Raw genomic sequence first — 21,658 nt, forward strand, 5'->3', positions numbered from 1 at the left:
ATCCGGCTGACCGTGCGGTCACGTCCTACGCCTTCCGCAACGGCACCCGCCACATCAGCGTGGTGCCGCCGTCCTCGGGTTTCCCGAGCTCCAGTCGGCCGCCCAGTTGCTCGGCCCGCTCTGCCATGTTGCGCAGCCCGCTGCGGCGGCCGTCGGCCGGGATGCCCACGCCGTTGTCGGAGACGGCCAGCCGTACCTCCCGGCCGTCCGTGGCCAGGACCACCTCGGCGCGGCTCGCTCGGGCGTGCCGGGCGATGTTCGTCAGGGCCTCGGAGAGCACGGCCACCACGTGGTCGGCGGTCTGCTTCGGGACGTCGGTGTCCAGCAGGCCTTCCATCCGCACACTCGGGGCGAAGCCCAGGACCGGCGCCGCCTCCCCCACGACCCGGACGGCGCGGGCCCGCAGACCGGCCTCCCCTGCGCCGTCACGGGTGCGCAGGCCGAAGATCGTCGACCTGATGATCTTGATGGTCTCGTCGAGGTCGTCCACCGCGCGCGCCACGCGCTCGGAAGCCCCTTCGTGCTCGATGAAACGGCCGGCGCTCTGCAGGGTCATGCCGGTGGCGAACAGCCGCTGGATCGCCAGGTCGTGCAGGTCGCGGGCGATCCGGTCGCGGTCCTCCAGCACCGCGATCTGCTCGGCGTCCTCGCGGCGTTCCGCCAGCTCCATCGCGACGGCGGCCTGCGCGGCGAAGGCCTGCAACGTCTCGGTCTCCGTAGCCGAGAACGCCGGCCCACCGGCCTCTCGCGCCAGCAGCACCACGCCTCGTGGGCCCGCCCCGTCCGTGCCGATGGGCACGGCCACGGCGGGACCGAGTCCACCGAACCGGGGAGGCTCGAGGGAGATCCGTTCGTCGTGGCCGACGTCGGCGCTGGTGACCGGAGCCGCGCCGGCGAAGGCCAGTCCCATCAGGCTCTTGTCCATGGACAGTACGAGCCCTCGGTGCGCCTCGGCGTCCATCCCGACGGCGATCTCCACAGCGAGCGCCCCGGTGTCCTCCATGGGCAGCGCGACCGCGGCCAGGGCCGACTGAGTGATCTCGCCGGCTCGCTCGGCGATCAGTCCGAGGACATCGGTGCGCGCACCGCCGGACATGAGGCTGTGGGTGATCTCCGCGTTCGCTCGCAGCCAGCGCTCGCGCTGCCGGGACTCGGCGTACAGCCGGGCGTTGTCGATCGCGACGCCGGCCGCCACGGCCAGTGTCAGCGTGACCGAGACGTCCTCCTCGTCGAACTGGGCGCCGCCCCGTTTCTCGGTCAGGTACAGGTTGCCGAAGACCTGGTCGCGCACCCGGATCGGGACGCCGAGGAAGGTGTTCATCGGCGGGTGGTGGGCCGGGAAGCCGTACGAGGCCGGATGATCGGAGATCTTCGCCAGCCGCAGCGGCTCCGGGTGCCTGATCAGCTCCCCCAGAATGCCGTGGCCCTCCGGATACGGTCCGATCCGGGCGATCTGCTCCTCGCTGACCCCGACCGTGTGGAACGCGGACAGCCGCTTGCCGTCAGGACCGATCACACCGAGCGCCGCGTACTCCGCGTCGACGAGCGCCGCGGCCGCCTCCACGATGCTGCGAAGGGCCTGTTCCAGGTCCAGCTCCCGGCCGACCGCGAGCACCGCCTCCAGCAGGCTGTGCACTCGGTCCCGGGTGCCGCGGGCCGCGTCCAGCCGCGCCTGCAACTCCTCCAGCAGCTCGTCCAGTCGTAGCTGAGGCAGCCGTACGCGGGCCTCCTCGGGGCTTCCCACCGGTACTCCTCCAGGTCCCCTCAACGCTCGGACGCCCACCGGTCCGATCATGTGCCACGTTAATGCTCGGCCGGAGCGCGCGGTAGCGACTCGGGCCGAGTGCCCGGCGCTTCCCGCCTGGGCCGATCAGCCCCGCGGAAAGGACCGACAGCCCCTGCCCCCTCCCGTTCCCGCGGTCCGACGCTGGAGCTGCACCCAGCCCGCAGACCGACGGAGGAGACCGGTGATCAGCGGACTGTCCGTCGTGGATCACGACGACAAGGCCGTGGGAGTGATCTCCGGGACCGATCCGATCCGCCGCCAGGCGACCCGGGCCACGGACGGCCGGGCACGGTGTCCACGCACCGCCGCCGCTCCGACCACGTGCCGGCGACAGCGGTGCACAGGGGGCACCCGGCCATCGCCGCACGGCCGTCCGGCCCATATGGAGCAGATCCCACGGGGCCGATGCGCCCGAGTGATGGGGCCCTTCGGCCCTGCTTCGACCCGTAGGCCCCGAACGGCGCCGGAATGCGGACCCGCGCCTGCTACACAGAAGACGCCACCGCCCGAGGCGACGCGGCGCCCCTTCCCTTCATCCACCCCTTCCGGGAGATTCCATGCTGTCCGCAGAATCCGCCGCCCTGGTCCGGGCCACCCTGCCCGCCGTGGCCGGAGCGCTCGACGAGATCACCGCCCGCTTCTACGCCACGATGTTCCACGACCGGCCGGAGCTGCTCGACGGGATGTTCAACCGCGGCAACCAGGCCAGCGGCGCCCAACGCCAGGCTCTGGCGGCGTCGATCGCCGGATTCGCCGGCGCGCTGCTGGAGCATCCCGAAGCGCGGCCGGACGCTCTGCTGTCCCGGATCGCCCACAAGCACGCCGCCGTCGGCGTCACCGACGACCAGTACACGATCGTGCACAAGTACCTGTTCGGCGCGATCGCCGAGGTCCTCGGCGACGCGGTCACCCCCGAGGTGGCCGCTGCCTGGGACGAGGTCTACTGGCTGATGGCCGGTGCGCTGATCAGCCGCGAGGCCCTCCTCTACCAGGACGCGGGAGTTCAGCCCGGCGGGATCTGGCGGCCCTGGACGGTCGTCGAACGCCGTACCGAGACCGCCGACGTGGTCTCCTTCCTGCTCCGCCCCGCCGACGGCGAACCCGCGCCGCGGGCCCGGGCGGGCCAGTACGTGAGCGTCCGCGTGGCCATGGCCGACGGAATGCACCAACTGCGCCAGTACAGCCTGTCCTCGGCCCCGGGCGGAGAGCTGCGGCGGATCACCGTGAAGCGGGTCACGGGCGACGCCGACGGCCCGGACGGCGAGGTCTCCACCCTGCTGCACGACACCGTCCGCGAGGGGGACGAACTGCTGCTGTCCGCGCCGTTCGGCGACGTCTTCCTCGACGACGGGGCCGACGCCGCCCCGCTCGTACTCGTGTCGGCGGGCATCGGCTGCACCCCCATGACGGGCATACTGGCCCACCTCGCGGCCCTCGGCTCGACCCGCCAGGTACTGGTCCTGCACGCCGACCGCTCCCCCGCCGACCACGCCCTGCGCGCCGAGACACACCACCTGGTCGCTCAACTGCCGGGCGCCCGCGCCGTCTTCTGGTACGAGCACCCGGGAACGCAGGAACCCGACGCCCGCACCGGCCTGATGGACCCAAGCGGCGTCGAACTCCCGGACGGCGCCTCCGTGTTCCTCTGCGGGCCGCTGCCCTTCATGCGGGACGTGCGCGGCAGGCTGCTGAGCGCCGGGGTCCCCGCGCGGCGCATCCGCTACGAGGTCTTCGGCCCCGACCTGTTGCTGCCCGGCACCGCGGTCTGAGCCACGTCGAACGTCCTGACATCCCCACGGAGGAACCCCTGATGAACAGCGACGACACCCAGGCGAAACCCACGGTTCGGCTGCGCTCCGACGGCGCGGTGGACGAGGAGACCCTGGCATACGCCCGTACGAAGATCGACGCCGTGGTGGGCCGGACCGGCCTGCCCGCCGTCTCCGGCGAGGTGCGCGTCGTGCGGGCGGCCGCACACCACGTCGACCGCCCATGGTCGGCCACGGCCGATCTGCGCGTCGGCGGACGCCAGGTGGTCGTGACGGCCGAGGAGGCCACCGGCACGGCGCTCGTCGACCGGCTCCAGGACCGGCTGCGGCGCCAGACGGACAAGGCCGCCCAGGCCTGGGACGACGGACATCGCACGACGGCCCCGCCGTGGCGCGGCGGAAACCTGCCCCCGGCCGCGGAGGACCCGGGCGCGGCGTGAACCCCGCCGGACAGCGGCCCGGTCGGTGACGTGCGCCGACCGGGCCACCCCCTTCGAGGGCCGTCCGGACCTGTCTGGTGACCATCGGCCCACTGACGAGAGTCCTGCCGATCGGAAACCGTGGGACACCCCCGGTTCCCGATCGACCGGCTGGAACGAGGAGTTGCGTGATGGCGAAGGCATATCTGGTGGGCAGCGGCATAGCGGCACTGGCCGCGGCCGCGTTCCTGATCCGCGACGGCGGCTTCGAGGGATCCGACATCCACCTGTTCGAGGAAGGCCGGACCATCGGCGGCAGCCTGGACGCGGGCGGCACGCCGGACACCGGTTACAGCATGCGTGGCGGGCGGATGTTCGAGGCCGAGTTCCGCTGCACCTACGACCTGCTGTCCGCGATCCCCACCCTCGACGACCCCGCCGTCTCCGTGACCGAGGAGATCCTGGCCGGACACGAGGACTTCGCCTGGGACGACATCGCCCGGCTCGTCGACGGGAACGGCAAGATCATCGACACCACCTCGATGGGATTCTCCGAGCGCGACCGGCTGGAACTGGTCCGCTGCCTGGCCACCCCCGAGGGGCGCCTGGACGGTAAACGGATCACCGACTGCTTCGGCGAGCACTTCTTCACCACCAACTTCTGGTTCATGTGGTGCACCACGTTCGCCTTCCAGCCCTGGCACAGCGCGATCGAGTTCCGTCGCTACCTGAAGCGCTTCATCCATCTCTTCCCCGGCTTCGCCACCATGTCAGGCATCCACCGCACCCGCTACAACCAGTACGACTCCATCGTTCGGCCCCTGACGGCCTGGCTCCGTGAGCGCGGCGTCACCCTTCACACGGGCTGCCGAGTCACCGACCTCGGCTTCACCCCGGGCGTCCGCAGCGGCACGGTCGACACCCTCCACCTGAGCCGGAACGGCCACGCCGAGAAGGTCCCCGTCGCGCCCGAAGACCTGGTCATCGTCACCAACGGCTCCATGACGGACGCGTCCAGCCTCGGCTCCCACACCGCCGCGCCTCCGCCGGCCCCACACCGCTCGGACGCCTGGCTGCTGTGGCACCGGCTCGCCCGCGGACGCGAGGGCTTCGGCAACCCGGCCGCCTTCGACAAACACCGCAAGGAGTCCCGCTGGGAGTCGTTCACGGTCACCTCGAAGGACCCCGCCTTCCTCAGGGCCCTCGAGGAGTTCAGCGGACGTCCGGCCGGCAAGGGCGGCCTCATGACCCTGACCGGCTCCCCGTGGCTGCTCACCATCGTCGCCAACCGCCAGCCCGTCTACCGGGACCAGCCCGAGAACGTCGGCGTCTGGTGGGGCTACGGTCTGTTCCCCGACCGTGCGGGCAACCACACACCCAAGCCGATGACGATGTGCTCCGGCCGGGAGATCCTCGAAGAGGTCCTGCACCACCTCCCCTTCGACGAGCGGACGACGGCCCAGGTCCTGGAGACCTCCACCGTCGTGCCCTGCGTGATGCCGTACATCACCAGCCAGTTCCTGGCTCGTCGCCGCGACGACCGGCCCGAGGTGGTCCCGAAGGGATCGGTCAACCTCGCCTTCGTCGGACAGTTCGCGGAGGTACCGGACGACGTCGTCTTCACCGTCGAGTACTCCGTGCGCACGGCCTGGACCGCGGTGGCACAGCTTCTGAAGCTGGACAGGCACCCGCCGGAGGTCTACAAGGGCCACCACGATCCCCACGTGCTGGCCGCCGCGCTGGAGACCATGCATCGCCGGTAGCCCGCCCGAGGGGGGGAGGGACATCCGACCCCCTCGTCAGGGACCTTCGGAACCAGCGGGAACGCTGTGGCCCGAGGGAGAGTGGCATCAGGAGCGGCGCCGATCCCCCGCGGCGTCGCTCCGTCCACATGGTCCGGCCGCACATGGCGGCGGGGACGGAGAACTGTGCGCCGCGCCGGTCAGACCGCCCGAGTCGCGTGTTCCCACGACCGTCAGGTCCGCGACCGCGCTCTCCCGCGCCAGCGCGTGCACCGCGTCGCCCTCCACAGCGACGGTCTCCACGGCGACGGTCCCCACCGGCAGACCCGGATGCCGCCGCCGTATCCGCGACGCCGCGGAACAAAGGACCGGTGCGGCCTCGGCACGGTCGGAAACCGCGTACAGCACGCGCAGGGCGACACCCTGCAGTTCGGCCTCCGCCACGGCCCAGTCCGACGCCCGTACCGAGATCAAGGAACCGTTCACTCCAACGGCCATGTGACGCAAGGTCAGGGCCGTCCCTCCCCTGCAGGCGCCGAGCGGGCCCGACCGAGCGCCGAACGGCCTTTGAGGCACGGGTCGTTCAGAAGGCAGGGGCAACGCCGTACAGGGTCCGTCCGGCTGCGAGTTCGCGACCGGTGACCAGCTCCGGATCGATGCGCACGAAGATCTCCTGCGGCGCCGGCGCCCAGGAACGCGGACCGGTGCGCAGCAACCGTTCATGCTCGGCGAGGTCGGTGATCAGACCGGCGGCTCCGGTGACCACGACACTCCATCCGGAGTGCGTGGCCGCGTCGACCTGGTCGGCCTCGAAGGCGACCACCGCTCCGTCGACCGCGCGCACCAGGTCCGAGGCGGCCGAGGTGCGCACCAGCACCGCGCCGTCGCGGTCCAGAGCGAAGTTGACCGGCAGGACCGCCGGCAGGGCGTGCCGTGTGTACACGATGCGTCCCACGGGCGCCTTGGCCAGCAGGCGCAGGCACTCCTGCCGGTCGAGTTCGCGGAATCCGTCGTTGGCATCCATCTGCCTTCTCGTCCCTCACCTGATGAGTCGGGGTCGCGCCGGCCCGCCGTCAAACCGTCGTCGAACCGTGGGGAGCCCCCGGCCGGGGACCATCGGTCCCTGGCCGGCCCGGGAAAGACCCGGTTCAGACCGTGATGCGGCGTCCCGTGACGGCGTACGGTTCGACGCGCACCCACAGGTCACGCCGGCCGCCGGCCCAGGGCGTGCTGTGGGCCTGCCGCGCGAGCCGTTCGGCCTCGCCGGGGTCCGTCACCATGCGGGCGTTGCCGCGCACCAGCACACTCCACCCCTGGCTGAACGCGTCGTCGATGCGATCGATCTCGAAGGCGACCCTGCTGCCGACCCCCAGCGACGGCGTCGCGCCGCGTGCGGTCCTGAAGACGATCGTGCCGTCGACGACGCTGTAGTTGACAGGGACGATCACCGGGCCCTGGGCGGTGGACACCGCGAGCCTTCCGACGCCGTGCGTCGAGAGCAGGTCGCCGCACTCGGTCCTGCTCAGCTCGGTGAACGCGGGAGTGCGCCCGGCCTGTCCCGGGCCCGGTGGCCGATCGACGTCCCCTCCGGTGAGCGCCGCGAGCGTGGTCTCCAGGGCTCCCGCCAGTCTGAGCAGCGCGCCTTGGCCCGGCGCGGCGACGGCATGCTCCTCCAGGTGCTGCAGATAGCCGGGGTCCATGCCCGCACGGATGGCCGTCTCCTGGCGTGACAGCCCCAACTGGGCCCGACGGGTGGCAAGTCGACGCCCCAGGTCCCCCGAGGGCGGTCCCTCCGTCATGTTGGCCTGCTTCGGTTCGACCATGACCTTCACGTCCTCTCGTCAGGTCGCCCGGACAGCGACCTCCTCGTGCGACTGCTCGCCGAGGACCACCTTGAGGGCACCCGTGTCGGCGGCCCGGGCGAAGACGTCGTACGCCTCCTCCATGCGGTCCAGCGGAAAGGTGTGGGTGACCAGCTGCGCCGTGGGCAGCCTGCCCGCCGCGGCCATGCGCAGCAGGGTGGGCGTGGAGTGGGTGTCCACCAGGCCGGTCGTGATGGTCACGTTCTTGATCCACAAATCTTCCAGGTGCAGCGTGGCGGGCTTGCCGTGCACGCCGACGTTGGCCACGTGGCCGCCGGGCCGCACCATGCGCGTGCACAGCTCGAAACTCTCCGGCACCCCGACCGCCTCGATCACCACGTCGGCGCCGAGCCCGTCGGTGAGATCGGCGATCAGCTGCTCCGGATCCTCGCGAGCATCGGCCACGGCATCGGCGCCGAGCCGTTTGGCCGCCTCCAGCCGGGACTCGACCAGGTCGACGGCGACGATCCGCTCAGGCGCGAACAATCGAGCGGTGGCGATCGCCGCGAGACCGATGGGCCCGGCCCCGACGACGGCCACGGTGTCGCCCGGACGCACTCGCCCGTTGAGAACGCCCACCTCGTAGGCGGTCGGGAAGATGTCCGCCAGCAGAACGGCGTCCTTGCTCTCGACGGCGCCGGGCAGAGCGTGCACCGACAGGTCGGCGTACGGGACGCGGACGTACTCCGCCTGCGTGCCGTCGACCAGATGGCCCAGGATCCAGCCCCCGCCGCCCCGGCACTGACCGTAGCCGCCCTCACGGCAGTAGCGGCAGCGGCCGCAGGCACTGATGCAGGAGACCAGCACACGGTCCCCCGGACGCACGGTCCGCACATCGCCGCCGACCTGCACGATCTCACCGACGGCCTCGTGGCCCAGGACCGTGCCCGGGCGCACCTCGGGAACGTCGCCCTTGAGGATGTGCAGGTCCGTGCCGCAGATCGTGACGGCGCCCACCCGCACGACGGCGTCGGTAGGCTCTTTCAGCTCAGGGTCCGGGACCTCCTCCCAGGCGGACTGCCCGGGGCCGTGGAAGACGAAGCCTTTCATCTCGCTCCTCACCGTCCCTCTCTTCGCATGCCGAGTTGCCCTACACATCCAGCTTGTCCGGTAATCGGCTGGTCCGCTTGGGCCGTCCGGCCCACCTCGCCCGCCGGACGGTCCTTCCCCGCACGCGGCGGCCGGTGACCCGGCCGACGCGGGGATCGCGAACCCCGTCTCCCGCCGTCAGCCGAGTCCTCGCGGGTGCGCGTCCGGTGCTTCGGCGACCTCCCGCAGCACCCGCCTGACTGCGCGGCGAGGTGTGGCCGGACCATCCGGACCGTAACCGAGGCGTATGAGCAGCTGCGGATGTGCGCTGCCGTCACAGGCGGCGACCAGGCTGTCACGCAGGTCCTCCCACTCCACCGCCTGATCCAGCACGGAAGCGCGCAGGCCGTACGCCGTCGCGACGAGCCAGACGCGCTCAAGGGCCTGGCCGGCGCGCAGCCGGTCGACTCGCCGATCGTGTTCGGTCGTCAGCAAGGCAATGGACGGGTCCGGTTCGAAGGGCCGTGCGGTGAGTCGTTCCGGATGCCGCTGCGCGGTGAAGTCTCGCAGCGGGATCCGCTCCCGGGCGTCCTGCGGGCCCAACGCCGTTCGCGGCAGACCTGTGTCGGGCGTCGGCTCCAGATCGCGGTGCACCCATTGACGGCCCTCGGCCGCCCGGTCGGCATCAAGGCGGTTGCGCCGTTCGGCCTCCGCCGTCAAACGCATGAGCCGAGTCGTCTCGGCCGCTCCGCAGAAGCGCAGTGCCGCGCCTTCCGCACAGGCCACCGCGCTGAGTTCGTCGCGCACGGCCACAGGGAGCGGTCGGTCCGAGAACGGGAAGCGACTGCTGTGCCTGCGCCAGATCGCCTCGTAGAGGTCGGCGCCTCGCTCCTCCCCCTGGTCGGCCATGAGCTCGGCGAGCCGCACGGTGGCGAGCAGGCCGGGGTCATCATGGCGGGGCAGCAGTCGGGTGACGGGCGACCAACCGAAGTGGGCCAAGGCGACCCGCAGGTTGAACACGCAGGCCCCCACGGAAAGGAGCACGGCACGGCCCGTGGGGTCGACGTGCCGCATGTCCCGTCCGGGAGCGGCCCGCACCTGGAACGTGAGCGTGTCGGAGTCCAGCCGGAAACGCCACGGCTGGATGTTGTGGATCGAGGGCGCGGCGACCGCGGCGGAGACGCAGGTCTCCACAAGCGCGGCGTCGAACGCTGTGCTCTCCATCGTGCCCTCCCCGTACTGGGCGTCGGGCGGCAGGTGCCGTGGACACGAGCATGGGCGCCTCGCCGCTCCGTCGGCAGGGGCCGTCGGTCCTGTGCCGGGGGCCGGCCGGGCCTCACGGCACCTTGGGCCGAACGGCCCGGCCCGACATCGGAGTTGGTCCCGAGCGGCCCGCGGGGACACCTGGTCGGCCCATGTCGCGGCAGGCTCGTGGCTGTCACCTTCGAAAGCGTCACCACGACGACGAGGAGGAGGTGCGGACCGATGACCAGGAGCGAGAACACGAGGAAACGGCTGTGGCGGTGGCGGAACAACCCGCTACGGCGGCGCGACGACATCGTCGAGGCGTGGATCGTGCTGGCGGTGTGGGCCGTCGTCGCCGTGGGTGGCACGGTCGCGGGGCTGGTGACGGCCCATGCCGCACTTGACATGTTCGCGCATCAACGAGCCGACCGGCAGGCGGTCCGAGCCGTCCTCCTGAACGACGTGCCACGCCCCGCTCTCGCCATGGGCGGCAGCACCGACCGCAGGATGACATCCGTGAGCTGGATGACGCCCGAGGGCGCGACCCGTACCGGCCGAACGCTGGTGGACACAGGCCTCAAAGCCGGAGCACACATCAGGGTCTGGCAGGACGGCCAAGGCCGTCTCACCGCCGCGCCGCCGACCACAACGGAGGCGACGATCGAGTCGGGCTTCCTCGGCATCGCGGCCGCGGCCTCCCTCGCCGGCCTGGTGTTCGGCACCGGAGCGGTCGTCCGGTGGCGGCTCGAGCGGCGCCGTATCGACCAGTGGGGCCGGGAATGGGATCTGGTGGGACCGCAGTGGGGCCACAAGACCGGCTGACCGCGCCATGGAATCCGAGCTGCGGGCCGAGAGCCACGGCCCGTAGCTTGTGCCGCGTGTCCGAGGCGCGGGTCGCTCCGCGCCGGAAAGGCAGACTGTGATGGAACGAATGATCCTCGCCTGTGCCGACCCGTCGGCACGCGACCACTCCGCCGTCGTCGAGTGGGCGCGGGAGGAGGCGCGGCTGCGCCGACTGCCGATGCGTGTCGTTCTCTGCCCACGCCCGGAGGCCGGCATGACGCACATCGTCGTGTGCGCCATGCCCTGGGAGGCGGCCGCCGACGGTCGGCCGCTCGACTCGTGCCTTCCGCCGGCGGGCGGGGTCCCGGACCGTCCACTGGTGGCAGTTCCCGACGGCCCCGCGTCCTCCTGTCGTTCCGGGAAGGTCCTCCTCGGCGTGGACGCCCGCGACCCTTCGGACAGCGCCATCCGCTTCGCCTTCGACAGTGCCCGCATCCGCGGGGCACGCCTGCACGTCGTCCACGCCTGGGCACTTCCTTCCGATGCCGCCGCGTGGCCGTTCGACGTTCCGGAGAGGGAACGCGCGACCTGGGAGGACCACGAGGTCCAGCTGCTGGCCGACGTGCTGCGTCCGTGGCGCGAGAAGTACCCGGAAGTGGCGGTTCAGGAAGACGTCCTCCTCCTCGAGCCGGCTCAGGCGCTGCTCCACCATGGCGAACACGCCGCACTCGTCGTGGTGGGCGGCAAGCCCGGTACCGAGTGGGGCGAGGTCGTGCCGGCCCTCCTGCGCGAGGCCACACACCCCGTGGCTGTGGTGCCGACGCGGGCGCAGGCGTGATCGATGGCCGGGCCCGGCTCATGGCCCTCGTCAGCGAACACACCTCACCCGGCCAGGTGTTCAGCTCTTTCCACGGACCGCGAGACTGACCGAACCCAGGAGCAGTCCGGACACCTCCCCCCGGCCGCGTTCCCCCACGACCAGGGCGAACGCGTCGGGTGCCGCGCGCAGCAGTGCGGAGACGGCGTCGTCGCGCAGGAGGCGACGATGTTCTGCGCCATCACGTCTCCGGCGCGACGACCGGTGGTGAACGACGGCAGGGTTCGCTCGTCACGCTCCCACCGGAAGACATGGACCAACGACAGCGGCAGTCCGTGCCGCGCCGCCTCGTCCACCGCCCAGTCGACCGCCAGCAGGATGGAGTCCGATCCGTCGACGCCCACGACCAGCGGGAGTTCCATCGCCGCCACCACCTTCCCGTACGGCTGCTGAGACCCCCTGTGACGCCGCAGCCGAGATGGAGGCCGCGAGCGTCGGGGTCGGAGTGCGGCATGGTGCGCTCGAAGTCGGCACGCACTTCGAAGGTGCGGGTGTGCCGGAGGTAGCGGAAGAGCCAGGGCTGAGCGTTGTGCATCGACGGGGCGGCAGCGGCGTCCCGGACGAAAGCCGCCACCTCCTCGTCGGACGGTTCTCGTGGGTTCACTGGAGACTCCCTCACACGTGTCGGCGCGCCGGACGGGGCCCGCTCTCCTCGCGGAGACCGGCCCGGACCGCCTACTGGTCTGCCGCGGTGATCCGGCGGCCGGTGAGGCTCGTGGGGCGGATCGACACCCACATCTCCCGTTCGCCGCCCGGCCAGGGTGTGGTGTGGGCCCGCTCGGTGAGCCCGCGCACGGCGTCGGGTTCCGTGACGACGCTCGCGGGTCCGACGGCGAGCACACTCCAGCCCTGGCTCAGGGCGTCGTCCACGTGGTCGACCTCGAAGGCGACCTCCGTTCCGACGGCCGCCGAGGGCAGCGTGTCGGGGGCGGTCCGGAAGGCGATGGCGTCGTCGACGACCTCGTAGTTGACAGGGACCACCGCCGGGCGGCCGTCGGGCGCCGACACCGCGACGCGCCCCACGCCGTGGGTGGACAGCAGGGCGCGACACTCGTCCGGGCCGAGGTCCTGAAGCCGCGGATGCAGCAGCGCGTGGCCTCGGCCCGGTGGCAGGTCGACTCCTCCTCCGCGCAGAGCGGCGGCGGTCGTACCCAGTGCGTCGGCCAGCCTGATGAGAGCCGCCATGCTCGGGTCGGCGGGGTGCTCCTCCAGGTACGCCAGATAGCCGGGCGACATCCGTGCGCGCCGGGCCGTCTCCGCGCGGCCGAGTCCCTGTCTGCGGCGCTCGGCGGCCACCCGTCGGCCGATGTCGCCGGGGTTGGCCGCACGGGCCGCCGGCATGCCCGGGGAAGCGGCCCCCGCCTCGCCGGTGTCCGGTGCGGCGGGCTCATGAGCCGTCCCGGGCTGTCCGTGCTCCAGGTGGTGGATGTGCGCGTCGGGGCCGGGGAACACGAGCGTCACCTCGTCCGTGTCCGACCAGCGCACGTCGTACGGCGGTGTGCCGTCCGCGTGGTGGAGTCCCACGATCTCCCCGTCGCGCCGGGCGGCGTCGGACTTCGTGCTTTCGACGACGAGTTGGTCGCCGAGATGAGCTCGCATGGCGGTCGCCCTCTCTTGCGGATGGTGCTGTGTCTCGCGTGGGTATCCGGGCTCAGCCGGTGATCTCGATGCGCTGTGTCTGCCCCTTCTCGGTCTTGGGGACCCTGACCGTGAGGACGCCGTTGGTCAGTTCCGCGCTGATGTGCTCGGTGTCGGCGTTCGGCGGCAGCGTCGCGCGGTAGTCGAACTGGCCGATACGGCGGGTGTGCCGGCGGACCGCCCCGGTGCGCTCCCGCTGCCTGACCTCGCCGTGGACGTCGAGCTCGCCCTCGGAGACCTCCACGGTGATCTGGTCCTTGTCCATGCCGGGCAGCTCCAGCTCCACCAGGTAGGCGTCCTCGGCGTCCTCGATGTCGGCCATGGGCGCCCAGGGCTCGGTCCCGCCGGAGGCGGGCCATCCACCGCCGGTGAAGGCCGCGTGCATCAGCTGGTCCACCCTCGTGCGGAGGTCGTCCAGCTCACGCAGGGCGGCGGGAAGCGCGCCGCTGCTGTGTCGTGCGGGGTGTGTCATGGGTCCCTCCTCGGTTTCACGAACTTCGGCTTCAGACAGGGCCTTGTGCCGTTTCAGGTCTCTTGTTTCGGGTTCACAGGGACCACGCGGCGTTCTGGCGCGCGCTCGGCCGGGGTGTGTCCATTCCCTCGATGTCGCGCTCGGCGACTCGCAGCAGCTGCCGGGCCAGGTCGTTCAGCGCGCGTCCGGCCGCCAACTCGTCCCCGATCTCCGGGATGTTGGAGTCCGCCGGATGGCAGTGCGCGGCTCCATGAGCGGTGAGCTCCGTGGAGCCGGTGTCCAGCACCAGACGGGCCTTCGTCGTACCGTCGTCGTCCTCGAAGAGGTGGAGACGGACCTTCCATTCCAACGTGTGCGGCATCGCTTTCCTCCTCATGTCGGTACCGACCGATGTGGTGCGAGCTGCTCCTCGATGCCGTGCCGGACACGGGCGGTGAGCGCGTTCAGCCGCTGCGAGGTCGTGGCGCGGGGCGCGACCGGCGCCCGGACACGGCGTGCCGCGGAGGGCAGACTGCCCAGGTCCGCGGCACATCTGGCCCGGCACTCGTCGAGCGTGGACCGCCCGCCGGTACGCCGGCCGTTCTCCATCACCGTGTGCAGCAGCGCGACGCCGTCGGCCGGTGGCCGCTCGTCGGCGAGAGCGATCACGTCCGTACATCCGGGACGGCGGAACACCTGTTTGGGACCGGGCGCCGTCACCTTCGCCGACGACAGCTTCATCACCGGGCGGCCGTCGTACTCCACCATCTTGTAGGCGGAGTCCAGATACGGGGCGTCGGCCGACACCCCGACGCGCGTACCGACGGCATACGTGTCGATCGGTGCTCCGGAGCGCACCAGGGCGTCCACGGCGTACTCGTCGAGACCGCCGCTGGCGACGATCCGCACGCCCGGCAGTCCGGCCCCGTCGAGGATCGTCCGTGCGCGTGCCGCGAGGTCTGCGAGGTCGCCGCTGTCCAGCCGTACGGCGCAGCCGGGCCCGCGGTCCAGGTCCCGCAGGACATGTGCCGCGACACGGACGCCCTCCTCTGTGTCGTAGGTGTCCACCAGCAGGGTCACGGGGCCGGGGTGGCAGCGGGCGAAGGCTCGGAACGCCTCGTTCTCGGAGGGGAACGCCTCCACGTAGGAGTGGGCCATGGTGCCCACTGCGGGTATGCCCAGGGCGGTGGCCGCGGCCACGTTGCTGGTGCCGGCGAAACCGGCCAGTGCGCCGAGGCGAGCGGCCTCGAAGCCTGCTTGCGGGCCGTGGGTGCGCCGCAGGGAGAAGTCGACGACCGGGTGCCCGGCCGCGGCGAGCACACAGCGCGCGGCCTTCGAGGCGATCGCCGTCTGGTGACTGAGCAGGTTGAGCACGTACGTCTCCACAAGTTGCGCCTGCGGGAGGGGGGCTGTCACCTCCAGCAGGGGCTCGCCCGCGAGCACGACCCGCCCTTCCGGCACCGCCCGCACCCAGCCGGTGAACGCCAGGCCGAGGAGGGGCTCCAGATCCTGTGGCGGGCGGTGCAGCGCGGAGGCGAAGGCGTCGACGTCCTCGGGGCCGACACGGAAGCCGGACAGGTGGTCCAGGGCGGACTCCAGTCCGGCCGCTGTCAGGAAGCCGCGCCCGGGAGGCAGGTCCCGGACGAACAGGCTGAACGTGGCCGGGGCCGTCATCCCCTCCCGCAGGTAGGACATGGCCATCGTCACTTCGTACAGATCGGTGGTCGTCGCGTCCGACATCAGTGCACCTCCTCGCGTGGGCTGCGTCCGGTCGCCGGTCGTCACCGGCGGAAGCGCGCGGACCACAGCGGCTCCGCCCGCTCCCACTCGGTGTCCCACTGCGCGTACCTTCGGCGGTCCAGCAGCAGGCGCGTGCCCGCCCAGAGCCCATAGGTCCCGAAGGCCACGCCGAACGCCGCCGCTGTGCCCATCACCCAACCAGTGGCTGTCGCGTTGAGCGCGCTCTCCGGCGGACTGGTGACGGTTCCCTTCCGGTCCACCCACACCCGTACGGCGGCGCCCTTGGACGTCCCCGGCTCCACCAGGGCCGCTCCGGTCCGCACGATGCCTCCGGCGTCGGTCCAGCGGACCTGCGCCGGCCGCTTCGCCAGGCTGTTCTTCTCGCGCCGGACGTCCTCGGTCAGCCGGGCGGTGACCTCGTGCCGTTCCGCAGCCTGGGCCCGGACGGTGCGCATCGACGCCCCGTACGCCGTCGTTCCCGCGCTGTAGGCGGCTACGGGCAGCCCGAGGACGAGGACGATCATCAGGAGGTGACGGAACCACCATTCGAATCTGTCGGACGGACGCCTCAGCGGATTCACGCGCGGTGGCATGTGCTCGCTGCGCGGCGAAGGCGGACCGGATGTGTACGGGGATCCTTGGGCGTTCATAGGTCGTCCTCCAGCGGGTGCTGGTCGCCCCCCACTCCTGGTCCAGTTTCGGACACCGACGGGTTGGGGTCCTGGGCCGAAGGTCCCTGGCGGACCGGCTTCCGGCCCCGGGAGCCGTACCTCACGTCTGGGGCACAACCGCGACTGGACAGGGCGCGTGGTGCAGCAGCGCGTGGTTGACCAGGCCCAGTCGCAGACCCATGTGGCCCTGCCGTCTGCACGCGCCGACGACCAGCAGGTCCGCCTGCGACGCCGTGTCCAGCAGCGCCCGGCGAGCCGGGCCTTCGATCACCGGTCGGTACACCACGGGCTCGCCGGACGGCTCCGCCGCATCACGAAGCGCGTCGTCGAGTACCTGGGCCGGAGGGCGCCGGGGCGCCTCGGGGGCGTACCACTTCGGGTGCGGAGACACCGCAGGACCACCGGATCGGCGGCTCCAGGCGTGCACCGCCACCAGTGGACAACGCCGCACGCGCGCCTCCCGGCACGCGAACCGCACGGCCGTGCCACTGCCCTCGCCCTCCTCGACACCGACGACGACGCTTCCGAACCGGGCCTGTCGGTGCTCCGCCGCGCCGCGCACCACGACGACCGGACAGTCCGCCCGCACCGCCACGGCCAGGCTGACCGCGCCCAGCAGCATCCCGGCGAGATCGCCGAGCCCCCGGGATCCGAGAACCAGTGCGAAGGCGTTGCGCCCCTCGTCGACCAGCGCGGCGGCGGGGTCCTCCCGCAGCACCTCGCTCGACAGCCGCACCGAGGAAGCACGTTCCCCGGCACGGAGCGAAGCCGTGGCGATCACGTCCGACGCCTCGCACTCGCCGGCCGCTGCGTGCAGGAGGCGACCCAGTCCGCGGCCTCCAGGCTCACCTCGGATCCGTCGACGCCGACCACCAGGGGAATCGTCACCGTTCCGGTCTCCTCTCGTACCGGATCCGCGTTCTCCGAGCTCCCGTCCTCCCTGGTCCACATGCGCGCCGGAGGGGATTGGGGTACTTCTCGAAGGGAGAGAACTCACCACGCCCGGCATGCCGGCGACACCCGGACCAGTGCGCCACCGGACTCGTTCACCGTCATCTCCAGCTTCGTACGAGACGGAGGCCGCCGCCATGCAACCAGCGATCACCGTGGGCCTCGACGGCTCACCCGAGAGTCTCGCCGCCGCCCGCTGGGCCGCCGACGAGGCCGAGAATCGGGGGCTCACCCTGCGGCTGCTGCACGCCTGGCCGCTGCTGGCGCCTGAACCGGCCCGCGTCACCGCCGAAGTCGACCAGAACTACTGGGCGAAGCGTCTGGTGCACACCGCTCAGGCAGAACTGCGGGCACACCACCCGGACCTGGTCGTCGTCGGGAACCTGGTCGCCGAGGACGCCCAGGAGGCCCTGCTCCAGGCGGCCTCGGAGTCCGAGATGCTCGTGCTCGGCTCCCGGGGGCTGGAAGCCGTCGAAAGCTACTTCATGGGCGACGTCAGCATGCCGGTCGTGGCGCGTGCCGAGCGACCGGTCGTCCTGGTCCGAGCGGAGCCGACGGCGGAGGGACCAGCCCCCGCGGCCGCGGCTCGCGTGGTGGTGGCGTTGAAACTGCACGACTCAGGTGAGGAGTTGCTCGACTTCGCCTTCCACACCGCGGCGGCCCGGGGCGTTGCGCTGCTGGCCGTCCACGGGCGCAGCGTGCCGCTCCACGCGCGCACGCCCTGGGGTGCGGACCACGAGGTCGCCGAGGAGATGACGAGGAAGACGCAGAAGGAGCTGAGCAGGGCGCTCCGGCCCTGGCACGAGAAGTACCCGCAGGTGGAGGTGGCCGACAGCATCCGTCTGGCGAGCCCCGCCAAGGCCGTCGTCCAGGCAGCCGAGGGCTCCGCGCTGCTGGTCGTCGGCCGACGCGCGCACCGGCACGGTGTGGCACCGCACCTGGGCCCCGTCGCCCACGCTGCCCTCCATCACGGACGCTGCCCCGTAGCCGTCGTCCCCCATGACTGAGCCAGGCCGTCCGGGCCACCAGCCGCCGCGGGCGGAGGTGTGCGAGACCCACACCGCGATCCTGTTCTTCGCCGGCGACCGCGCCTACAAGGTCAAGAAACCCGTGAACCTGGGCTTCCTCGACTACACCGAGCGGGCGGCACGCCGGACGGCGTGCGAACGCGAGGTCGCTCTCAACCGCCGCTTCGCGCCGGACGTTTACCTGGGCCTGGGCGAGGTCTTGAGTCCTGACACCGAGGCGCCGGAACCGATCGTGGTGATGCGCCGTATGCCGGCAGACCGACGCCTGTCCCAGCTGGTGCGAACAGGCGCCCCGCTCGACGACGAGCTGCGGACCGTGGCCAGACGGCTCGCCACCTGGCACGCCGAGGCGCCCCGCGCCCGGGACGTGGACGAACAGGGCACGCGGGCCGCGCTGTCCTCGCGCTGGGAGGCGAGCTTCGCGCAGATCCGCACCCTGACCGGCGAGGGCTCCGTGCCCGACGGGATGCCCGAGGTCGAACGGCTCGTGCGCCGCTACCTCGCCCGGCGCGAGCGGCTGTTCGACTCCCGCATCGAGCAGCGGCGGGTGGTCGACGGCCACGGAGACCTGCTCGCCGAGGACGTCTTCTGCCTCGACGACGGACCCCGCGTCCTGGACTGCCTGGAGTTCGACGACCGCCTCCGCTACGTCGACGGTCTCGACGACGCCGCCTTCCTCGCCATGGACCTCGAACAACTCGGCGCCCCGGATGCCGCGGCCCACTTCCTCGCCCGCTACAGCGAGTACTCCGGCGACCCCGCGCCCCCGTCCCTGTGGCACCACTACGTCGCCCACCGCGCGTTCGTCCGAGCCAAGGTGTCACTCATCCAGGCGGGCCAGGGAGCGCCGGGCGCGGAGCCGGCGTCACAACGGCTGCTCTCGACCACCCTGCGCCACCTACGCACCGCCGCCGTCGGACTGACCGTCGTCGGCGGACCGCCCGGCAGCGGGAAGTCCACCCTGTCCGGTGCACTCGCCGACCGGCTGGAGGCCACCCTCCTCAGCAGCGACCGCCTCCGCAAGGAACTGGCGGGCATTCCCCCCGAGCGGTCGGCGGCGGCCGCCTACGGCGAAGGGCTGTACACCGCCGAGTGGACGGCCCGGACCTACGCCGCCCTGCTCGACCGTGCGGCGGCCCTGCTGGCGTCCGGTGAGTCCGTCGTGCTGGACGCCACGTGGTCCAGCACGGAGCAGCGTGTGGCGGCCCGGCGGGTGGCCGAGCGCACCAGCGCCGATCTGGTGGCCCTGCACTGCCAGGCGCCGGGCGAGGTCTCGGCGGCCCGGCTGAGCACACGTGCCCCCGGGCCGTCCGACGCCGACCTCGCCGTCGCCACCGCCATGGCGGCCGAAGAGCCCCCGTGGCCCGAGGCCGTCGCTGTCGACACCAGTGGGCCTCTGGAATCGGCCGTCTCCCGGGCGCTGGCCGCCGTACGGCCGTGGGGCACCGGCCAGGCGCCGGTCTTCCGCCGCCCCTACATGGAGCCGGACTAGGCATGGAACCGGAGGCCATGATGAGTGAACAGAGACCGCTTCCTTCGGGGGAGGCATGGCGAGCCGTGGCCGCGTGCTTCGTCTCCACCTTCCCCTTGCTCGCACGCCACCGCATCCACCTGGCCAAGGGCCGTGTCGGGACGCGGCTGCGCTTCACGGACGGGACCTCGGGCCGGGTGTACCGGGAGACCCGCCTCGGCAGCGGCCTGGCGAAGGACCCGTGCACGCTGCTGGTCACCTTCCGGCTGCGTGTCGTGCGCGGACCCGCGCACCTGCTGTTCCGCAGGGAGAGCCTGCTGAACACACCCCTGTTCGTCGGCTTCCCCGGCTTCACCTCAAAGCTGTGGCTGGCCCACGACGAGCAGGGCCGGTACCGCGGCGTGTACGAGTGGGACGGCCCCCGGCGCGCCGAGCACTACGCACGCTGCCTGTGGCGCGTTCTGGCGCTGGTGAGCGTGCCCGGTTCGATCCGGTACACGATCCTTCCCGGACTGCGTCGCGACGACGTCATCACCGAACCCGGGCTCCTCGATGACGTCGCGGATCGCGACACCACAGCTGAGGCGGCCTGGTGGCGCATACGGACCGGGACATGACGTCAGCCGTGGACGTCCTCGTCGTCGGCGCCGGTACGACCGGGCTCACTCTGGCGCTACAGGCTCATGCCCATGGAGCGCGCGTCCGGGTGGTCGAGCGGCGGCCCGAGCCGTTCCGGCCCTCCAGGGCGCTCATTCTGCACCCCCGGACGCTGGAGGTCCTGCGCCCGCTCGGCGTGACCGAGGCCCTGCTGGATCTGGCGGACACCGCCCCGACGGCCCGCCTCCATCTCGGTTCCCACAGCGTCGAGGCCGGACTCGGTGACCTGACACTGCCCGACACCGCGTTCCCTCATCTCTCACTCGTGCGGCAGACACACGTCGAAGGCGTGCTGGCGCGTGCACTCACCGAACGAGGGGTGACGGTCGAGCGGGGCACGGAACTGGTGACCACCCGCGACGACGGGCACAGCGCGCGAGCCGTGCTGCGATCGGCGCACGGCATCGAGGAGGCCCGCTGCTCCTACGTGGTCGGCTGTGACGGCCCGGCCAGTACGGTGCGCGAGAGCGCGGTCATCGGGTGGTACGGCAGGCCGTACGCCGAGGAAGTGATCCTCGCCGACGTCGATTTCGGCAGTGCGTACGACCCCTCCGGCGCCCAGGTGTTCGCGGGCCGCGACGGGCTGCTGTTCCTCTTCCCGCTCGGCGAGCAGGCCCCCTGGCGACTGCTGGCCACCCGGGCGTCCGCCGACAGATCCGCACGCGACTTCGGCCAGCCCGGACCGGCCGTCCCGCGGGCCGAGCTCCAGCGCCTTCTGGACGACACGGGTCTGCAGGCGGGCATCGAGCGTCTCGCATGGTCCGCCCGGGTGCCGCTGCAGTGCCGCCTGGCCCGGCGGTTCCGCCAGGGGCGGCTCTTCCTGGCTGGGGACGCCGCGCACAACTACTCGCCGGCCACGGGGCAGGGCATGAACGCCGGCATCCAGGACGCGGTGAACCTCGGCTGGAAGCTCGGCCTCACAGCGGACCGCCTCGGGCCCGGCACCGACGTACTCCTCGACTCCTACGACGGCGAGCGCCGGCCTGCCGCCCGCGGACGGATGGCTCTCACCCACGCGGCGTTCTGGGCAGAGGCGTCGACCGGCCGTGTCCCCTCATGGCTGCGCGCGGTGGGCGCTCCTTTGGCGGCCCCGGTCATCCCCGCCCTCCTGGACCGGCGACGGCTGGTCGCCGAAGCCGTCCGCCTCATCTCCCAGCTGCGGGTGAACTACCGGCGCAGTCCCCTGTCGGTCGACGGGACACCGCGCCTTTCGGGTGCTCCTCGCCCGGGAGACCGTCTGCCGGACGCCAGGGTGAGCATCGGCGGGCCTCCCCGACGGCTGCACGGGCTCCTGGCCCGCCCCGGAGTCCACGTGCTGCTCCAACGCGACGCGGACCCGCCACCGGACGTGGTGACCGGCCCTCAGGTCACCGTCCTCCGGCTGACGAACAGCCCCGGGCGCGGCCTCCTGGCCGTCCGCCCGGACGGGCACGTCGGCTTCCGCTGTGGGGCCACAGACCCGGCCGCGCTGGCCGACTGGCTCTCCCTGGCCGGCGCGACGGCAGCAGGCTGAGAAGACCGACGGGAGAGAAGGCCCCG

At 72.1% G+C, this 21,658-nt stretch carries 20 protein-coding genes and 2 pseudogenes; 9 read left to right on the forward strand and 13 right to left on the reverse strand.

Annotated features, from left to right (window positions below; translation table 11 throughout):
- Window positions 1-25: 25 nt before the first annotated feature.
- On the reverse strand, window positions 26-1,744 hold the full coding sequence (locus ACIBAF_RS31395; protein ID WP_399467550.1) for a GAF domain-containing protein: 1,719 nt from the start codon (window positions 1,742-1,744) through the stop codon (window positions 26-28).
- A 599-nt stretch (window positions 1,745-2,343) separates the two neighbouring features.
- Between ACIBAF_RS31395 and ACIBAF_RS31400 the strand changes: the two genes are divergently transcribed.
- The 3 genes from ACIBAF_RS31400 to ACIBAF_RS31410 all read left to right on the forward strand — a co-directional run bounded on the left by ACIBAF_RS31400 (window position 2,344) and on the right by ACIBAF_RS31410 (window position 5,737).
- The gene (locus ACIBAF_RS31400) at window positions 2,344-3,555 is read left to right on the forward strand and encodes a globin domain-containing protein (protein WP_399467551.1); all 1,212 of its coding nucleotides are present in this window, start codon (window positions 2,344-2,346) and stop codon (window positions 3,553-3,555) included.
- A 41-nt stretch (window positions 3,556-3,596) separates the two neighbouring features.
- Entirely contained in the window at window positions 3,597-3,995 is a 399-nt protein-coding gene (locus tag ACIBAF_RS31405) for a hypothetical protein (protein ID WP_399467552.1), read from the forward strand.
- A gap of 170 nt (window positions 3,996-4,165) precedes the next feature.
- The gene (locus ACIBAF_RS31410; protein ID WP_399467553.1) at window positions 4,166-5,737 is read left to right on the forward strand and encodes an oleate hydratase; all 1,572 of its coding nucleotides are present in this window, start codon (window positions 4,166-4,168) and stop codon (window positions 5,735-5,737) included.
- An 87-nt stretch (window positions 5,738-5,824) separates the two neighbouring features.
- Here ACIBAF_RS31410 and ACIBAF_RS31415 read toward each other — a convergent pair whose 3' ends face one another.
- The 5 genes from ACIBAF_RS31415 to ACIBAF_RS31435 form a co-directional block, all read right to left on the reverse strand.
- Window positions 5,825-6,214: a universal stress protein gene (locus ACIBAF_RS31415; RefSeq protein ID WP_399467554.1), complete on the reverse strand. Its 390-nt coding sequence runs from the start codon at window positions 6,212-6,214 to the stop codon at window positions 5,825-5,827.
- An 85-nt stretch (window positions 6,215-6,299) separates the two neighbouring features.
- Window positions 6,300-6,740 (reverse strand): pyridoxamine 5'-phosphate oxidase family protein, encoded by a 441-nt coding sequence (locus ACIBAF_RS31420; protein WP_399467555.1) that lies wholly within the window; start codon window positions 6,738-6,740, stop codon window positions 6,300-6,302.
- 124 nt (window positions 6,741-6,864) lie between these two features.
- On the reverse strand, window positions 6,865-7,539 hold the full coding sequence (locus tag ACIBAF_RS31425; protein WP_399467556.1) for a helix-turn-helix domain-containing protein: 675 nt from the start codon (window positions 7,537-7,539) through the stop codon (window positions 6,865-6,867).
- A gap of 18 nt (window positions 7,540-7,557) precedes the next feature.
- Window positions 7,558-8,628, reverse strand: a complete 1,071-nt coding sequence (locus ACIBAF_RS31430; protein ID WP_399467557.1) for a zinc-dependent alcohol dehydrogenase family protein — start codon at window positions 8,626-8,628, stop codon at window positions 7,558-7,560.
- Between the two features lie 177 nt (window positions 8,629-8,805).
- On the reverse strand, window positions 8,806-9,831 hold the full coding sequence (locus ACIBAF_RS31435; protein ID WP_399467558.1) for an Acg family FMN-binding oxidoreductase: 1,026 nt from the start codon (window positions 9,829-9,831) through the stop codon (window positions 8,806-8,808).
- A 261-nt stretch (window positions 9,832-10,092) separates the two neighbouring features.
- Here ACIBAF_RS31435 and ACIBAF_RS31440 point away from each other — a divergent pair, with 261 nt between their 5' ends.
- Both ACIBAF_RS31440 and ACIBAF_RS31445 read left to right on the forward strand, forming a co-directional pair.
- Window positions 10,093-10,674 (forward strand): hypothetical protein, encoded by a 582-nt coding sequence (locus ACIBAF_RS31440; protein WP_399467559.1) that lies wholly within the window; start codon window positions 10,093-10,095, stop codon window positions 10,672-10,674.
- A gap of 100 nt (window positions 10,675-10,774) precedes the next feature.
- A complete protein-coding gene (locus ACIBAF_RS31445) occupies window positions 10,775-11,473 on the forward strand; it encodes a universal stress protein (protein WP_399467560.1) in 699 nt (232 codons plus the stop codon).
- A 63-nt stretch (window positions 11,474-11,536) separates the two neighbouring features.
- On the opposite strand, the pseudogene ACIBAF_RS31450 reads toward ACIBAF_RS31445, so the two are convergent.
- From ACIBAF_RS31450 to ACIBAF_RS31480, 7 genes and pseudogenes are all read right to left on the reverse strand, one after another.
- Window positions 11,537-11,874: pseudogene (locus ACIBAF_RS31450) on the reverse strand (universal stress protein); the annotation flags it as partial.
- Between the two features lie 313 nt (window positions 11,875-12,187).
- Window positions 12,188-13,111 (reverse strand): DUF1918 domain-containing protein, encoded by a 924-nt coding sequence (locus ACIBAF_RS31455; RefSeq protein ID WP_399467561.1) that lies wholly within the window; start codon window positions 13,109-13,111, stop codon window positions 12,188-12,190.
- Window positions 13,112-13,163: 52 nt separating this feature from the next.
- A complete protein-coding gene (locus tag ACIBAF_RS31460) occupies window positions 13,164-13,622 on the reverse strand; it encodes an Hsp20/alpha crystallin family protein (RefSeq protein WP_399467562.1) in 459 nt (152 codons plus the stop codon).
- Window positions 13,623-13,695: 73 nt separating this feature from the next.
- Entirely contained in the window at window positions 13,696-13,983 is a 288-nt protein-coding gene (locus ACIBAF_RS31465; protein ID WP_399467563.1) for a DUF1876 domain-containing protein, read from the reverse strand.
- Between the two features lie 11 nt (window positions 13,984-13,994).
- Window positions 13,995-15,341 (reverse strand): nicotinate phosphoribosyltransferase, encoded by a 1,347-nt coding sequence (locus ACIBAF_RS31470; protein WP_399467564.1) that lies wholly within the window; start codon window positions 15,339-15,341, stop codon window positions 13,995-13,997.
- A gap of 41 nt (window positions 15,342-15,382) precedes the next feature.
- A complete protein-coding gene (locus ACIBAF_RS31475) occupies window positions 15,383-15,865 on the reverse strand; it encodes a hypothetical protein (RefSeq protein WP_399467566.1) in 483 nt (160 codons plus the stop codon).
- A 247-nt stretch (window positions 15,866-16,112) separates the two neighbouring features.
- Window positions 16,113-16,900 (reverse strand): annotated as a pseudogene (locus tag ACIBAF_RS31480) (universal stress protein).
- A gap of 200 nt (window positions 16,901-17,100) precedes the next feature.
- On the opposite strand from ACIBAF_RS31480, the gene ACIBAF_RS31485 reads away from it, so the two are divergent.
- From ACIBAF_RS31485 to ACIBAF_RS31500, 4 genes are all read left to right on the forward strand, one after another.
- On the forward strand, window positions 17,101-17,970 hold the full coding sequence (locus ACIBAF_RS31485; protein WP_399467567.1) for a universal stress protein: 870 nt from the start codon (window positions 17,101-17,103) through the stop codon (window positions 17,968-17,970).
- Window positions 17,963-19,483, forward strand: a complete 1,521-nt coding sequence (locus ACIBAF_RS31490; RefSeq protein WP_399467568.1) for an AAA family ATPase — start codon at window positions 17,963-17,965, stop codon at window positions 19,481-19,483. The genes ACIBAF_RS31485 and ACIBAF_RS31490 overlap by 8 nt, the downstream gene beginning before the upstream one ends.
- A gap of 65 nt (window positions 19,484-19,548) precedes the next feature.
- A complete protein-coding gene (locus tag ACIBAF_RS31495; RefSeq protein ID WP_399467569.1) occupies window positions 19,549-20,079 on the forward strand; it encodes a hypothetical protein in 531 nt (176 codons plus the stop codon).
- Complete coding sequence (locus tag ACIBAF_RS31500) at window positions 20,076-21,632, forward strand: FAD-dependent monooxygenase (RefSeq protein WP_399467570.1); 1,557 nt, start codon at window positions 20,076-20,078, stop codon at window positions 21,630-21,632. The genes ACIBAF_RS31495 and ACIBAF_RS31500 overlap by 4 nt, the downstream gene beginning before the upstream one ends.
- The last annotated feature ends 26 nt before the right edge of the window (window positions 21,633-21,658 follow it).

The organism is Streptomyces sp. NPDC051677, assembly GCF_044453465.1.
Taxonomy (GTDB): domain Bacteria; phylum Actinomycetota; class Actinomycetes; order Streptomycetales; family Streptomycetaceae; genus Streptomyces.

Bases quoted from the DNA above. Each gene is read 5' to 3' on its own strand.
- ACIBAF_RS31410 (WP_399467553.1), top strand. From the start codon at position 4,166: ATGGCGAAGGCATATCTGGTGGGCAGCGGCATAGCGGCACTGGCCGCG.
- ACIBAF_RS31435 (WP_399467558.1), bottom strand. From the start codon at position 9,831: ATGGAGAGCACAGCGTTCGACGCCGCGCTTGTGGAGACCTGCGTCTCC.
- ACIBAF_RS31475 (WP_399467566.1), bottom strand. From the start codon at position 15,865: ATGATCGTCCTCGTCCTCGGGCTGCCCGTAGCCGCCTACAGCGCGGGA.
- ACIBAF_RS31425 (WP_399467556.1), bottom strand. From the start codon at position 7,539: ATGGTCGAACCGAAGCAGGCCAACATGACGGAGGGACCGCCCTCGGGG.
- ACIBAF_RS31420 (WP_399467555.1), bottom strand. From the start codon at position 6,740: ATGGATGCCAACGACGGATTCCGCGAACTCGACCGGCAGGAGTGCCTG.
- ACIBAF_RS31465 (WP_399467563.1), bottom strand. From the start codon at position 13,983: ATGCCGCACACGTTGGAATGGAAGGTCCGTCTCCACCTCTTCGAGGAC.
- ACIBAF_RS31500 (WP_399467570.1), top strand. From the start codon at position 20,076: ATGACGTCAGCCGTGGACGTCCTCGTCGTCGGCGCCGGTACGACCGGG.
- ACIBAF_RS31470 (WP_399467564.1), bottom strand. From the start codon at position 15,341: ATGTCGGACGCGACGACCACCGATCTGTACGAAGTGACGATGGCCATG.
- ACIBAF_RS31445 (WP_399467560.1), top strand. From the start codon at position 10,775: ATGGAACGAATGATCCTCGCCTGTGCCGACCCGTCGGCACGCGACCAC.
- ACIBAF_RS31415 (WP_399467554.1), bottom strand. From the start codon at position 6,214: ATGGCCGTTGGAGTGAACGGTTCCTTGATCTCGGTACGGGCGTCGGAC.
- ACIBAF_RS31485 (WP_399467567.1), top strand. From the start codon at position 17,101: ATGCAACCAGCGATCACCGTGGGCCTCGACGGCTCACCCGAGAGTCTC.
- ACIBAF_RS31460 (WP_399467562.1), bottom strand. From the start codon at position 13,622: ATGACACACCCCGCACGACACAGCAGCGGCGCGCTTCCCGCCGCCCTG.
- ACIBAF_RS31440 (WP_399467559.1), top strand. From the start codon at position 10,093: ATGACCAGGAGCGAGAACACGAGGAAACGGCTGTGGCGGTGGCGGAAC.
- ACIBAF_RS31430 (WP_399467557.1), bottom strand. From the start codon at position 8,628: ATGAAAGGCTTCGTCTTCCACGGCCCCGGGCAGTCCGCCTGGGAGGAG.
- ACIBAF_RS31490 (WP_399467568.1), top strand. From the start codon at position 17,963: ATGACTGAGCCAGGCCGTCCGGGCCACCAGCCGCCGCGGGCGGAGGTG.
- ACIBAF_RS31455 (WP_399467561.1), bottom strand. From the start codon at position 13,111: ATGCGAGCTCATCTCGGCGACCAACTCGTCGTCGAAAGCACGAAGTCC.
- ACIBAF_RS31400 (WP_399467551.1), top strand. From the start codon at position 2,344: ATGCTGTCCGCAGAATCCGCCGCCCTGGTCCGGGCCACCCTGCCCGCC.
- ACIBAF_RS31405 (WP_399467552.1), top strand. From the start codon at position 3,597: ATGAACAGCGACGACACCCAGGCGAAACCCACGGTTCGGCTGCGCTCC.